General features: G+C 59.8%; 23 protein-coding genes. All 23 read right to left on the reverse strand.

Features of this window, described 5'->3' with window-relative positions; all coding sequences use genetic code 11:
- Nucleotides 1–42: 42 nt before the first annotated feature.
- Entirely contained in the window at nucleotides 43–1872 is a 1830-nt protein-coding gene (dsbD, locus tag E8M83_RS05260; protein ID WP_137172333.1) for a protein-disulfide reductase DsbD, read from the reverse strand.
- A 129-nt stretch (nucleotides 1873–2001) separates the two neighbouring features.
- Nucleotides 2002–2397: a 50S ribosomal protein L17 gene (gene rplQ, locus E8M83_RS05265; RefSeq protein WP_005663400.1), complete on the reverse strand. Its 396-nt coding sequence runs from the start codon at nucleotides 2395–2397 to the stop codon at nucleotides 2002–2004.
- Nucleotides 2398–2576: 179 nt separating this feature from the next.
- Entirely contained in the window at nucleotides 2577–3554 is a 978-nt protein-coding gene (locus tag E8M83_RS05270; protein WP_005663401.1) for a DNA-directed RNA polymerase subunit alpha, read from the reverse strand.
- A 218-nt stretch (nucleotides 3555–3772) separates the two neighbouring features.
- On the reverse strand, nucleotides 3773–4396 hold the full coding sequence (gene rpsD / locus E8M83_RS05275) for a 30S ribosomal protein S4 (protein ID WP_137172334.1): 624 nt from the start codon (nucleotides 4394–4396) through the stop codon (nucleotides 3773–3775).
- Nucleotides 4397–4658: 262 nt separating this feature from the next.
- Complete coding sequence (gene rpsK / locus E8M83_RS05280) at nucleotides 4659–5063, reverse strand: 30S ribosomal protein S11 (RefSeq protein WP_005663404.1); 405 nt, start codon at nucleotides 5061–5063, stop codon at nucleotides 4659–4661.
- A gap of 14 nt (nucleotides 5064–5077) precedes the next feature.
- The gene (rpsM, locus tag E8M83_RS05285) at nucleotides 5078–5443 is read right to left on the reverse strand and encodes a 30S ribosomal protein S13 (protein ID WP_056337616.1); all 366 of its coding nucleotides are present in this window, start codon (nucleotides 5441–5443) and stop codon (nucleotides 5078–5080) included.
- A 14-nt stretch (nucleotides 5444–5457) separates the two neighbouring features.
- Nucleotides 5458–5571 (reverse strand): 50S ribosomal protein L36, encoded by a 114-nt coding sequence (gene rpmJ, locus E8M83_RS05290; protein ID WP_005663407.1) that lies wholly within the window; start codon nucleotides 5569–5571, stop codon nucleotides 5458–5460.
- A gap of 37 nt (nucleotides 5572–5608) precedes the next feature.
- Nucleotides 5609–5827 carry a translation initiation factor IF-1 gene (infA, locus tag E8M83_RS05295; protein WP_005663428.1) on the reverse strand — a complete coding sequence of 73 codons (219 nt, stop codon included), beginning with the start codon at nucleotides 5825–5827 and terminating at the stop codon, nucleotides 5609–5611.
- Between the two features lie 20 nt (nucleotides 5828–5847).
- Nucleotides 5848–7182 carry a preprotein translocase subunit SecY gene (gene secY, locus E8M83_RS05300; protein ID WP_005663430.1) on the reverse strand — a complete coding sequence of 445 codons (1335 nt, stop codon included), beginning with the start codon at nucleotides 7180–7182 and terminating at the stop codon, nucleotides 5848–5850.
- 28 nt (nucleotides 7183–7210) lie between these two features.
- The gene (gene rplO / locus E8M83_RS05305) at nucleotides 7211–7642 is read right to left on the reverse strand and encodes a 50S ribosomal protein L15 (RefSeq protein WP_137172335.1); all 432 of its coding nucleotides are present in this window, start codon (nucleotides 7640–7642) and stop codon (nucleotides 7211–7213) included.
- A 28-nt stretch (nucleotides 7643–7670) separates the two neighbouring features.
- Nucleotides 7671–7850 (reverse strand): 50S ribosomal protein L30, encoded by a 180-nt coding sequence (gene rpmD / locus E8M83_RS05310; protein ID WP_123069947.1) that lies wholly within the window; start codon nucleotides 7848–7850, stop codon nucleotides 7671–7673.
- Between the two features lie 11 nt (nucleotides 7851–7861).
- A complete protein-coding gene (gene rpsE, locus E8M83_RS05315; RefSeq protein ID WP_005663437.1) occupies nucleotides 7862–8380 on the reverse strand; it encodes a 30S ribosomal protein S5 in 519 nt (172 codons plus the stop codon).
- 12 nt (nucleotides 8381–8392) lie between these two features.
- Nucleotides 8393–8755, reverse strand: a complete 363-nt coding sequence (gene rplR, locus E8M83_RS05320) for a 50S ribosomal protein L18 (protein ID WP_123069946.1) — start codon at nucleotides 8753–8755, stop codon at nucleotides 8393–8395.
- 11 nt (nucleotides 8756–8766) lie between these two features.
- Nucleotides 8767–9300, reverse strand: a complete 534-nt coding sequence (rplF, locus tag E8M83_RS05325; protein ID WP_137172336.1) for a 50S ribosomal protein L6 — start codon at nucleotides 9298–9300, stop codon at nucleotides 8767–8769.
- 10 nt (nucleotides 9301–9310) lie between these two features.
- The gene (rpsH, locus tag E8M83_RS05330) at nucleotides 9311–9706 is read right to left on the reverse strand and encodes a 30S ribosomal protein S8 (protein ID WP_123069944.1); all 396 of its coding nucleotides are present in this window, start codon (nucleotides 9704–9706) and stop codon (nucleotides 9311–9313) included.
- A 14-nt stretch (nucleotides 9707–9720) separates the two neighbouring features.
- Complete coding sequence (rpsN, locus tag E8M83_RS05335; protein ID WP_123069943.1) at nucleotides 9721–10026, reverse strand: 30S ribosomal protein S14; 306 nt, start codon at nucleotides 10024–10026, stop codon at nucleotides 9721–9723.
- Nucleotides 10027–10030: 4 nt separating this feature from the next.
- Nucleotides 10031–10570, reverse strand: coding sequence for a 50S ribosomal protein L5 (rplE, locus tag E8M83_RS05340; protein WP_123069942.1), 540 nt, complete (start codon nucleotides 10568–10570; stop codon nucleotides 10031–10033).
- Between the two features lie 6 nt (nucleotides 10571–10576).
- Nucleotides 10577–10891 carry a 50S ribosomal protein L24 gene (gene rplX / locus E8M83_RS05345; protein WP_091877211.1) on the reverse strand — a complete coding sequence of 105 codons (315 nt, stop codon included), beginning with the start codon at nucleotides 10889–10891 and terminating at the stop codon, nucleotides 10577–10579.
- 9 nt (nucleotides 10892–10900) lie between these two features.
- A complete protein-coding gene (gene rplN, locus E8M83_RS05350; protein WP_005663451.1) occupies nucleotides 10901–11269 on the reverse strand; it encodes a 50S ribosomal protein L14 in 369 nt (122 codons plus the stop codon).
- A 236-nt stretch (nucleotides 11270–11505) separates the two neighbouring features.
- Nucleotides 11506–11781 (reverse strand): 30S ribosomal protein S17, encoded by a 276-nt coding sequence (rpsQ, locus tag E8M83_RS05355; protein WP_123069941.1) that lies wholly within the window; start codon nucleotides 11779–11781, stop codon nucleotides 11506–11508.
- Nucleotides 11778–11969, reverse strand: coding sequence for a 50S ribosomal protein L29 (gene rpmC, locus E8M83_RS05360; protein ID WP_123069940.1), 192 nt, complete (start codon nucleotides 11967–11969; stop codon nucleotides 11778–11780). The genes rpsQ and rpmC overlap by 4 nt, the downstream gene beginning before the upstream one ends.
- A 12-nt stretch (nucleotides 11970–11981) precedes the next feature.
- Entirely contained in the window at nucleotides 11982–12401 is a 420-nt protein-coding gene (gene rplP / locus E8M83_RS05365) for a 50S ribosomal protein L16 (protein WP_005663456.1), read from the reverse strand.
- Between the two features lie 2 nt (nucleotides 12402–12403).
- Entirely contained in the window at nucleotides 12404–13231 is an 828-nt protein-coding gene (rpsC, locus tag E8M83_RS05370) for a 30S ribosomal protein S3 (RefSeq protein WP_123069939.1), read from the reverse strand.
- Nucleotides 13232–13241: the final 10 nt, after the last annotated feature.

Consider the following 13241-nt stretch of genomic DNA (forward strand, 5'->3'; position numbering starts at 1 on the left):
GCGCCGAAAGAACGGTGGACGGGCAAGCCGTCCACCGGGGAATCAGTTTCCGAGCCGCTGCAGCGACGCCAGGAACTTCTCCGCATTCTGGAAGCCGATCACCCGGCTATCCGCAATCTCCTGCCCCTGTCCATCGAACAGGATGATCCCCGGCGGGCCGAACAGGCCGAAGCGCTTGAGCATGGCCTTGTCGTCGGCATCGTTGGCCGTCACGTCGACCTGCAGCAGCACCGTATCGGCCAGCTTTTGCTGGACTTGCGGGTCGACGAAGGTGAACTTCTCCATCTCCTTGCACGACACGCACCAGTCGGCATAAAAATCGAGCATCACGGTCTTGCCGGCATTGGCCGCCAGCGCCGCGTCGAGCTGGTCGACGGTCTTGACGCGGCTGAACGTGAGCCCGTGCTGCTGTGGCGCGCCGCCGAGGTGGGCCAGCGGCGCCCAGGCGTCGCGGCCGCCGCTGGCCAGGCCGACCAGCTGTGTCGCGCCGAGCACGGCAAAGGCCGCGCCGAAGGCCATCGCGGCCCAGTGGCGAGTACGACGCAGCAGGTAGAAACCGTAACCCAGCAGCAGCGCGGCCCACAGCAGCATCTGGACGACCGGCGGCAGCACCGGCGACACCAGCCAGATCGCCATCGCCAGCATCAGCACGCCGAACAGGCGTTTCACCGCTTCCATCCACGGCCCCACGCGCGGCAGCAGCGAGCCGGCCGACAGGCCTACCAGCAGCAGCGGGATGCTCATCCCGACCGCCATCGAGAACAGCGCCGCGCCGCCGATGAAGACGTCGCGTGTCTGGCTGATGTAGACCAGGGCGCCGGCCAGCGGTGCAGCCACGCAGGGACCCACGATCAGGGCCGAAATGGCGCCCATCACGAACACGCCGGCCAGCCTGCCGCCCTGCTGCTTGTTGGATGCCTGCGTCAAACGGGTCTGCAAGGTGTTAGGAAGTTGTAACTCATAGAAACCGAACATCGACAGCGCCATGGCCACGATCAGCACGCCAAAGGTACCCAGCACCCAGGGGTTCTGCAGCGCCGCGGCCAGGCCTTCGCCGGCCAGGCCGGCAGCGATTCCCAGCAGGGTGTAGACGATGGCCATGCCCAGCGAATAGGCCACCGACAGCACCAAGCCGCGCGAGCGGCCCGTGCCCTTGCCTTCGCCGACGATGATCGAGGACAGGATCGGCACCATCGGCAGCACGCAGGGCGTGAACGCCAGGCCCAGGCCGAGCAGGATGAAGGCCGGCACGATGGCCAGCAGGCTGCCGCCGCCGAGCAGGCTGGCGAGGTTCGACAGGTCGGATGCCGGCGCTGCCGTGGCCGTGGCGGGTGCGCTGTCCGTCACCGGGGTCGACGACAGCGGGGTCGACATGCCGCCCTGGGCCGCGCCGGCCCCGATCGGCAAGCCGGACGCGGGCGCCGCACCGCCGGCGCCCAGGTTCACGCTGTGTTCCTGCGGAGGGTAGCACAGGCCGGCATCGGCGCAGCCCTGGCTGGTGGCGGTGAGCGTGAACGGGCCGCTGCCCTCGACCGGGATCCGGATCGTCAGGGTGCCGGTGTGGGTCTCGAGATCCTTTTCGAAGGTCGGGTCATATTTCACCTTGCCCTGCGGGACCTGCGGCTCGCCCAGGATGATGCCGGCGCCGCTGGCCTTGAAGGCGAAGCGCTCGCGGTACATATAGTAGGCGGGGGCGATCACGTAGGTGATCTCGGCGGTCTGCGGGTCGGCCATGCGCGCCTCGAACTTGAAGGCGATGGCGGGATCCAGGAAATCCTGCTGGGCACGGGCTGGCGTGGCGGTGGACAGGAAGAAGACGGCGAACAGCGTCAGGCAGGCCTGCAGCAGGCCACGAGCGGAGAATCGAAGCATGGTGTCGAAGAGTTTGTGAAGCGCACCGCAAATGGTACACCCGGCTACTGTTTCACGCCGGAACTCATTTTGAATAGACGAAAAAAAAACCAGGCCGGGGGCCTGGTCTTTTCTAGCGGCGACTGTCGATTACTCGGCGGTCGGTGCTTCTTCAGCCGAAGTGACTTCTGGACGGTCCAGCAGTTCGACGTAAGCCATCGGTGCATTGTCGCCAACGCGGAAACCCATTTTCAGGATACGCAGGTAGCCACCGTTACGGTTGGCGTAGCGTGGGCCCAGTTCAGCGAACAGCTTCTGGACCATTTCGCGGTCGCGCAGGCGAGCGAAGGCCAGGCGCTTGTTTGCCAGGGTGTCGGTCTTGCCCAGGGTCAGGATCGGCTCGATGACGCGGCGCAGTTCCTTGGCTTTAGGCACGGTGGTTTTGATGGCTTCATGACGCAGCAGCGAGACGGTCATGTTGCGCAGCATTGCCAGGCGGTGGGACGAAGTACGGTTCAGTTTACGAAGGCCGTGACGGTGACGCATGGTATTTCCTTTCGGGTGTTTTCAAATCCAGTTCTTCGATCGTTCATGCTTGCACATGACCGCGGACCGGTTCTGTTTAGGTTGTTTACTACGCTTTTTCCTCCAAAAAGGATCTGGCTCTGCCAGTCCTTTTGGGCTGTTTCCACCCGAAAGTAGGTGTGTACTTTCGGGTGACTATCTTATTTTTCCAGGCCGGCAGGCGGCCAGTTTTCCAGCTTCATGCCCAGGGTCAAGCCACGCGAAGCAAGGACTTCCTTGATCTCGTTGAGCGACTTGCGGCCCAGGTTCGGCGTCTTGAGCAGTTCGTTTTCCGAACGCTGGATCAGGTCGCCGATGTAGTAGATGTTTTCTGCTTTCAGGCAGTTGGCCGAACGGACGGTCAGTTCCAGGTCGTCGACTGGACGCAGCAGGATCGGATCGACCAGCGGTGCGCGCGATGGTGCTTCGGCAGCGGCTTCGGTGCCTTCCAGGGCGGCGAACACGTTCAGCTGGTCGACCAGCACGCGGGCCGACTGGCGGATCGCTTCTTCAGGCGTGATGACGCCGTTGGTCTCGATGTTGATGATCAGCTTGTCCAGGTCGGTACGCTGTTCGACACGGGCCGATTCCACGGCGTACGACACGCGGCGCACTGGCGAGAACGAGGCGTCCAGGATGATGCGGCCGATGGTCTTGTTGGTGTCTTCCGACAGTCGGCGGACGTTGCCCGGCACGTAGCCGCGGCCCTTCTCGACCTTGATCTGCATGTCCAGCTTGCCGCCTGCGGTCAGGTGGGCGATGACATGGTCAGGGTTGATCAGTTCGACGTCGTGCGGCAGGTCGATGTCAGATGCCAGGACGGCGCCTTCGCCTTCCTTCTTCAGGGTCAGGGTGACGGAATCGCGGTTGTGGACCTTGAAGACCACGCCCTTCAGGTTCAGCAGCAGGTCGACGACGTCTTCCTGCACGCCATCCAGCGACGAGTATTCATGCACGACACCAGCGATCGTCACTTCGGTCGGCGCATAGCCCACCATCGACGACAGCAGCACGCGGCGCAGGGCGTTGCCGAGGGTGTGGCCATAGCCACGCTCGAACGGCTCCATCACGACTTTCGCGTGGCCGGCGCCCAGTGCTTCGACGTCGATGATACGTGGCTTCAACAAACTATTTTGCATGAATGAGTCCTTTTCAATACCCTCGGCTCGTTACACCGATAAGGCTGATGGCTTTAAAGAGAACGCCCGCGCGGTGGCAGGCGGTAAAACGAATGCTTGCGGCGGGAATGACAGGAGCTTTGAGCCCGCTGCGGCGCCAACCCGGGGTTGCTGCGGCCGCACTGTCTTTCCCGCCGGGATGACAAAGGGGACGGCAAGCCGCCCCCTTCGAACATCGATTAACGCGAGTACAGTTCGACGATCAGCGCTTCGTTGACGTCAGCAGCGATTTCGTTACGCTCTGGGAACGAACGGAAGGTGCCTTCCAGCTTCTTCGCGTCGACCGAGACCCAGCTCGGGAAACCGACTTGTTCAGCCAGCGACAGCGCTTCAGCGATACGCACTTGCTTCTTGGCTTTTTCGCGAACAGCGATCACGTCGCCGGTCTTGACCTGGTACGAAGCGATGTTCACGACGTTGCCATTGACGGTGAAGGCCTTGTGGCTCACCAGCTGACGCGCTTCCGAGCGGGTCGAACCGAAGCCCATGCGGTAAGCGACGTTGTCGAGACGCGCTTCCAGCAGCTTCAGCAGGGTTTCGCCGGTGTTGCCTTTGCGGCGGTTCGCTTCAGCGAAGTAGCGGCGGAACTGACGCTCCAGCACGCCGTACATGCGTTTGACTTTTTGCTTTTCGCGCAGCTGGTTGCCGTAGTCCGAGGTGCGGGCACCCGACTTGACGCCGTGCTGGCCTGGCTTGACGTCCAGTTTGCACTTCGAATCGAGCGAACGACGTGCGCTCTTGAGGAACAGGTCGGTGCCTTCACGGCGCGACAGTTTTGCTTTTGGTCCGATATAACGTGCCACGTTAGATTTCCTTTAATATTTGATCACGCCCCAGAAGCGCATATGCGAACCATATGCACCCAGGCGCTAGTCCAGCTCTGCATTCAGGCCGGACGTGGCTTACAACATCGCCCGCCATCATGGATGGCAGGCGACAAGAGCCGGGCAGTATAACCCATTTCTGGGCAACTGCACCGGCTATTCTCTAAACACAACGGAGCTATTCGCCCCGTGCGTCGACATCAGGGTGTTGGCGAGGCGGCTGACCGCCCTGCCCGGCACCTTAGATGCGGCGACGCTTCGGCGGACGGCAGCCGTTGTGTGGAACTGGGGTGACGTCCTGGATCTCGGTGATCTTGATGCCGAGGTTGTTCAGTGCGCGCACAGCCGATTCACGGCCTGGGCCTGGGCCCTTGATACGCACTTCCAGGTTCTTGACGCCCGATTCCTGAGCGACCTTGCCTGCAGCTTCGGCAGCGACCTGAGCCGCGAACGGGGTCGATTTGCGCGAACCCTTGAAGCCGGCGCCACCGGAGGTTGCCCACGACAGGGCGTTGCCCTGGCGGTCGGTGATGGTGATGATCGTGTTGTTGAACGAAGCGTGCACGTGGGCGATGCCCTCGGCAACGTTCTTCTTCACTTTCTTGCGCACGCGTGCTGCTGCTGCGCTGCTTTGTTGCTTGGCCATAGTCGGTTCCTAGATTATTTCTTGAGCGATTGAGCTGCCTTGCGCGGACCTTTACGGGTACGAGCATTGGTGCGGGTACGCTGACCGCGGACCGGCAGGCCCTTACGGTGACGCATGCCGCGGTAGCAACCCAGGTCCATCAGACGCTTGATGTTCATGGACAGTTCGCGGCGCAGGTCGCCTTCCACGACAAACTTCGCGACTTCGTCACGCAGCTTCTCGAGTTCGTTATCGTCCAGGTCCTTGACTTTTTTGTTGGTCGCGATACCGGTTGCGTCGCAGATTTTTTGCGAACGCGGACGGCCAACACCGTAGATCGCCGTCAGGCCGATAACAGTGTGCTGATGATTTGGGATGTTTACCCCTGCAATACGTGCCATTCGTTATTCCTCGATTAACCTTGACGCTGCTTGTGACGCGGCTCGACGCAGATCACACGGACCACGCCTTTGCGCTTGATGATCTTGCAGTTGCGGCAGATCCGCTTGACTGAAGCGTTAACTTTCATTTTGCACTCTCTTCGGTTCGTTTACTTGATGATGTTTTTACTTGGTGCGGAACACGATGCGGGCCCGGGACAGGTCATACGGGGTCAACTCCACCGTCACCTTGTCACCCGGGAGGATGCGGATATAGTTCATCCGCATTTTACCCGAGATATGCCCCAGGACCACATGGCCGTTTTCCAGCTTTACGCGGAACGTCGCGTTTGGGAGATTCTCGAGGATCTCCCCCTGCATTTGGATGACGTCGTCTTTTGCCATTCGCTCTATGCAACCGGCGCTTATCGCGTCGGCACTCCACCCTTGAAGTTGGCCTTCCGCAACAGTGAATCATATTGTTGCGACATGACGTAGTTCTGCACTTGTGCCATGAAGTCCATCGTCACCACCACGATGATCAGGAGCGACGTGCCACCGAAGTAGAAGGGAACCTTCCACTGGGCGGTCATGAACTCCGGCACCAGGCACACCAGGGTGATATAGACTGCACCGGCCAGGGTCAGGCGCATCAGGATCTTGTCGATGTAGCGTGCGGTCTGCTCGCCCGGACGGATGCCCGGAACAAACGCGCCGCTCTTCTTCAAGTTATCCGCCGTTTCCTTGCTGTTGAATACCAGCGCGGTGTAGAAGAAGCAGAAGAACACGATCGCCACCGCATACAGCAAAGCGTGGATTGGCTCGCCTGGCGCCATCGACGCCGCCAGATCCTTCAGGAACCCGATCACCGGGCCGGACGAATCCTTGCCGCGAGTGAACCAGTCGACAATCGTCGCCGGGAACAGAATGATCGACGATGCGAAGATCGGCGGGATCACGCCTGCCATGTTCAGCTTCAAGGGCAGGTGGCTGGTTTGGCCACCGTAGATCTTGTTGCCGACCTGGCGTTTCGCGTAATTGACCAGGATCTTGCGCTGCCCGCGTTCCACGAACACCACCGCATACGTCACCGCAGCCACCAGGACCACGATCAGGATGGCCGAGAAGCTGCCGATCGAACCGTTCGAGACCAGGGTGAACAAGCCGCCCAGGGCCGAAGGCAGACCTGCTGCGATACCGGCAAAGATGATGATCGAAATGCCGTTGCCAAGACCACGTTCAGTGATCTGCTCGCCCAGCCACATGAGGAACATGGTGCCGGTCAGGAGGGTAACGACGGTCACGAAGCGGAAACCGAGACCCGGGTCGATGACCAGGCCAGGTTGCGCCTCGAGCGCGACTGCGATGCCGAACGCCTGGAACAACGCCAGTGCCACCGTGAAGTAACGGGTGTACTGGGTGATCTTGCGGCGGCCGGCTTCGCCCTCTTTCTTCAACGCCTCGAGTTGCGGCGAGACGATCGATGCAAGCTGCATGATGATCGAAGCCGAAATGTAAGGCATGATGCCGAGCGCGAACACGGTAAAGCGGGACAAGGCGCCACCCGAGAACATGTTGAACATGCCAAGGATGCCGCCCTCGTTCTGCTTGAACAGCGCAGCGAGCTGCACCGGGTCAATCCCGGGAACCGGGATGTGAGCACCGATGCGGTACACGACCAATGCGCCAAGCAAAAACCACAGCCGGCCCCAGGGGAATCCGGAAGCGGCGCTTTTACCAAGTTGTGAATTAGTCGCCAATTTTTGCTCCGATCAGGCAGCGGTCGCTTTACGCGACCGAGCCGCCAGCTGCTTCGATCGCTGCTTTCGCGCCAGCGGTCGCTTTCAGGCCCTTGAGGTTCACCGCCTTGGTGATCTCGCCGGACAGGATGACGCGCACGTCGCGTGCCACGACCGACAGGATGCCTGCCTGCTTGAGCACCAGGATGTCGACGTCGCCGACAGCCAGGTTGTTCAGGTCGGACAGGCGAACTTCTGCCTTGAAGGTCGCGTTCAGCGATTTGAAGCCACGCTTCGGCAGACGGCGCTGCAGAGGCATCTGACCGCCTTCGAAGCCGACTTTGTGGAAGCCGCCCGAACGCGATTTCTGACCCTTGTGACCACGGCCGGCAGTCTTGCCCAGGCCGGAGCCAATGCCGCGACCAACGCGACGCTTGTAGTGCTTGGCGCCGTCAGCTGGTTGAATGGTATTGAGTTCCATTGATTTCTCCGTTCACAAGCCCGAAGGCTTACGAAACAACTTTCACGAGGTACGAGACTTTGTTGATCATGCCACGCACGGATGGGGTGTCTTGCAGCTCGGAGACCGAGTTGACGCGACGCAGGCCCAGGCCGCGCACGGTGGCACGGTGGTCTTGACGGGTACCGATCAGGCCCTTGACGAGCTGAACTTTAACGGTGTTTGCCATGTTATTTCCCCTTAACCGACGATGTCTTCGACCGACTTGCCGCGCTTGGCAGCGATGTCAGCCGCGGTGCTCATCTTCGACAGACCGTCGAGAGTTGCGCGCACCAGGTTGTAAGGATTCGACGAACCGGTCGACTTGGCGACCACGTCGGTCACGCCCATCACTTCGAAGATAGCGCGCATTGCGCCACCAGCGATCACGCCGGTACCAGGTTTCGCTGGCATCATCATGACGCGCGAGGCGCCGTGACGACCGGACACGGTGTGATGCAGGGTACCGTTCTTGAGTGGCACCTTGATCAGGTTGCGGCGGGCTTCTTCCATCGCTTTTTGCACGCCGACTGGAACTTCCTTCGACTTGCCCTTGCCCATGCCGATGCGGCCATCGCCGTCACCGACAACGGTCAGCGCTGCAAAACCCATGATACGACCACCCTTGACCACTTTGGTCACGCGGTTGATCGCGATCATTTTTTCGCGCATGCCATCATCCGGCTTGTCGCTTGCCATTTTCGCTTGCATTTTTGCCATGACGATTCTTCCTTAGAACTTCAGACCGGCTTCACGCGCGGCTTCCGCCAGCGCCTTCACCCGACCGTGGTAACGGAAACCCGAGCGATCGAACGCAACTTCGGTGATTCCTGCTTTCAGTGCTTTCTCTGCGACGCGCTTGCCAACCAGGGCAGCTGCTGCAGCGTTGCCGCCGGCGCCGGTCTGGCCAGCCAGTTCGGCGCGCACTTCTGCTTCCAGGGTCGAAGCCGACACCAGTACTTTTGCGTCCGGGCTGATCAGGTTCGCGTAGATGTGCAGGTTGGTGCGGTGAACCGACAGACGGTTCACGCCCAGCTGGGCAATCTTGATGCGGGTCTGACGGCCACGACGCAGACGGGATTGTTTCTTGTCCATGTCTGCTCCGATTATTTCTTCTTGGTTTCTTTAAGCTTGACCACTTCGTCCGAATAACGGACGCCCTTGCCTTTGTAAGGCTCAGGGGAGCGGTAAGCGCGCACTTCAGCGGCGACCTGGCCGACCTTTTGACGATCGATACCCTTGATCAGGATCTCGGTCGGGGTCGGGGTCACTGCGGTGACGCCTTCAGGCATCGCGTGCAGCACCGGGTGCGAGAAGCCCAGCGACAGGTTCAGGGCGTTGCCCTGCACTGCTGCCTTGTAGCCCACGCCCACCAGGTTCAGCTTGCGCTCGAAACCCTTGGTGACACCGGTAACCATATTGTTGACCAGGGCGCGCAGGGTGCCCGACATGGCGTTCGATTCACGCGAATCGTCGATCACGTCGAAGGTCAGCGTGCCATTGTTGTTTTCTACTTTGACCAGGCCGTTCAGGGCTTGGGTCAGGGTGCCCAGCGGGCCCTTGACGGTGATCGACGACGCGTTGATCGCGACTTCGGCACCGGCAGGGACGGCGATTGGCATCTTAGCTACTCGAGACATCGTCTACTCCTTAAGCCACGTAGCAAATCACTTCGCCACCGACACCGGTAGCGCGTGCTTTGCGATCAGTCATGACGCCTTGCGGAGTCGACACGATTGCCACGCCCAGGCCGTTCATGACGGTTGGGATCTCGTCCTTGCCCTTGTAGATACGCAGGCCTGGACGGGACACGCGCTCGAGGCGCTCGATGACCGGACGGCCAGTGTAATACTTCAAACCGATTTTCAGTTCCGATTTGCCGTCAGCCGACGACACTGCGAAATCTTCAATGTAACCCTCGTCCTTCAGGACGTTGGCAATGGCAACCTTGACTTTCGACGACGGCATTGCGACCGTGGTTTTCTGGACGACTTGTGCGTTGCGAATGCGGGTCAGCATATCGGCGATAGGATCGCTCATACTCATTGCATATTCTCCTATTACCAGCTTGCTTTGGTCATACCCGGAATTTCGCCCTTCATGGCGAATTCGCGGAGTTTGGTACGTGCCAGACCGAATTTACGGAAAGTGCCACGTGGACGGCCAGTGATGGCGCAGCGGTTACGCTGACGGGTCGGTGCCGAGTTACGCGGCAGCGCTTGCAGCTTCAGGCGCGCTTCGTAACGTTCTTCTTCCGACTTCGACTGGTCGTCGATGATTGCTTTCAGAGCGGCACGCTTCGGGGCGAATTTCTCCACCAGGTCTGCACGCTTCTGTTCGCGGTTAATCAGTGCAAGTTTTGCCATGCTCTTAGTTCCTGAACGGGAATTTGAAGGCGGCGAGCAGCGCTTTGGCTTCTTCGTCGGTCTTAGCAGTCGTGGTGATCGAGATGTTCATGCCGCGCAGTGCATCGATCTTGTCGTAGTCGATCTCTGGGAAGATGATCTGCTCTTTGACACCGATGTTGTAGTTGCCGCGACCATCGAACGATTTGCCATTGACACCGCGGAAGTCACGCACGCGCGGCAGGGCCACGGTGATGAAACGGTCCAGGAATTCGTACATGCGGGCGCCGCGCAGGGTCACCATCGTGCCGATCGGGTAGCCTTCGCGGATCTTGAAACCAGCGATTGCCTTGCGTGCCTTGGTGATTACTGGCTTCTGGCCGGCGATCTTGGTCAGGTCGCCAGTAGCGTGCTCGATGATCTTCTTGTCGGCGACTGCTTCCGAGAGACCCATGTTCAGGGTGATCTTGGTCAGGCGTGGCACTTCCATCACCGATTTGTAACCGAATTTCTCGGTCAGCTCGGCGACGACTTTTTCTTTATAAATTGCTTGGAGACGGGCCATTTCTTCTTACCCTTTCACTACTTCGCCGCTCGACTTGAAGACGCGGACTTTTTTGCCGTCCTGGTCTTTGAAGCCAACGCGATCTGCCTTGCCGGTCGCTGCGTTGAACAGCGCGACGTTCGACACGTGAATCGGCATGGTCTTGTCGACGATACCACCAGTAACACCGGTCATCGGGTTAGGCTTGGTCGCTTTCTTAGCGACGTTGACGCCTTCGACGATGACGTGTTCAGCGTCTACACGCTTCTGAACGACGCCACGCTTGCCCTTGTCCTTACCGGCCAGAACGATGACTTCGTCGTTTTTACGAATCTTATCCATGTCGAATCCTTACAGAACTTCAGGTGCCAGCGACACGATCTTCATGAACTTTTCAGTGCGCAGTTCGCGCGTGACTGGTCCGAAGATACGGGTACCGATTGGCTCCAGCTTGGCGTTCAGCAGGACAGCGGCATTGCCGTCGAACTTGACCAGGGAACCATCCTGGCGGCGCACACCTTTGGCGGTACGCACAACCACGGCATTGTAAATTTCACCCTTTTTGACGCGGCCACGTGGGGCTGCGACTTTGACGGTGACCTTGATGATGTCGCCAATGCTCGCGTAACGGCGCTTCGAGCCGCCCAACACCTTGATGCACAGAACTTCCTTGGCACCGGTGTTGTCGGCTACTTCGAGCCGGCTTTCGGTTTGAATCATAGTAGTTTCTTTCCCAACTTAAGCCGTAGAAAACCCCACGGAGAACCGTGGGCCTGCGGTCAGTCTTGGTCCCGCCATGACGCCCCTGCTGGAGCCCCATGTTTGGGTGATGGACTTTCCAAAAACACTTTCGTTACAGGCCGCTGTACCGCGGGGGATAACTGCGGCAACACATGAACGAAGCCCGCTAGTATCTCAGATACCAGCGGGCCACGCAAGACAAATTTTATGGGTACTTACAGTACCTGTGCGACTTGCAACACTTTGGTCACAGTCCACGCTTTCGTCTTCGAGATCGGACGACCTTCTGCGATCTCGACGGTGTCACCGATTTTCGCTTCGTTCGCTTCGTCGTGCGCGTGATACTTGTTCGAGCGCACGATGATCTTGCCGTACAGCGGGTGCTTGACGTGACGTTCGATCAGGACGGTTACCGTCTTGTCCATTTTATCGGACACGACTTTGCCGACCAGCGTACGCTTCAGCGCCGTTTTGATGGTGGTGTCGGTCATTTGGCTTCCTTCGTGTTCATCACAGTCTTCACACGCGCGATATCGCGACGTACTTTCTTCAGCTGCGAAGTGTTACCGAGCTGCTGGGTGGCGACTTGCATGCGCAGACCGAATTGGGCCTTGAGCAGCTCGTTCAGCTCCTTCTGCAGCGCTTCCTGGTCTTTGCCGCGGAGTTCCGATGCTTTCATATTCAACTCCTGTTATTGGCCAACTTGGCGAACCACGAAAGTGGTAGCCAGTGGCAGTTTGGCAGCGGCCAGGCGGAACGCTTCGCGCGCCAGTTCTTCTGCGACGCCGTCCATCTCGTACAGGACTTTGCCTGGCTGGATTTCAGCGACGTAGTACTCTGGATTACCCTTACCGTTACCCATACGGACTTCGGCCGGCTTGTTCGAAATCGGCTTGTCCGGGAAGATACGGATCCAGATACGACCGCCACGCTTGATGTGACGGGTCATGGCGCGACGTGCCGCTTCGATCTGGCGTGCGGTGATACGGCCGCGGGCAACTGCCTTCAGACCGAATTCACCGAACGAGACCGCGGTGCCGCGGGTGTGCGAAATGCCGGTGTTACGGCCTTTCTGCTCTTTACGATACTTCCTGCGCGATGGTTGCAGCATGCTTATTCTCCTGCTTTCTCAGCGGGTGCAGCGGCAGCCGGGGTCGCCAGCTTGACAGCTGGGCGAGCGCGCACGGTTGGCGCGGCAGCTGGACGTGCACCGCCGGCTGGACGTGGACCGCGCGATGGCTTGCCGTCGTCACGACGTGGGCCGCGTGGCTTCTTCTCATCTGGCGGGGTGTCGATGACTGGTGCTTCGCCGGTGACCGAACGGTCGCCCTTGTAGACCCAGACCTTGACGCCGATGATGCCGTAGGTGGTCGATGCTTCGCTGGTGCCGTAGTCGATATCGGCGCGCAGGGTGTGCAGTGGCACACGGCCTTCGCGGTACCATTCGGTACGTGCGATTTCGATGCCGTTCAGGCGGCCCGACGACATGATCTTGATGCCGACGGCGCCCAGGCGCATTGCGTTTTGCATTGCGCGCTTCATGGCGCGACGGAACATGATGCGCTTTTCGAGCTGCTGCGAGATCGAGTCGGCGATCAGCTGCGAATCGATCTCTGGCTTGCGGATCTCTTCGATGTTGACGTGCACGGGCACGCCCATGATCTTCGCCAGCGACGTTTTCAGCACTTCGATGTCTTCGCCTTTTTTACCGATCACGACACCAGGACGCGACGAGTAAATGGTGAAGCGTGCGTTCTTGGCAGGACGCTCGATGACGATACGGCCGACCGAAGCGTTCTTCAGCTTCTTTTTCAGGAAAGCGCGGGCTTCCAGGTCTTCCTGCAGCATCGAAGCGAAGTTGCCGTTACCAGCATACCAACGCGACGCCCAGTTACGGGTGACCGCCAGGCGGAAGCCGGTTGGGTGGATTTTCTGACCCATCGTATGACTC

It is taken from the genome of Massilia sp. HP4 (assembly GCF_005222695.1).
Lineage (GTDB): Bacteria > Pseudomonadota > Gammaproteobacteria > Burkholderiales > Burkholderiaceae_D > Telluria.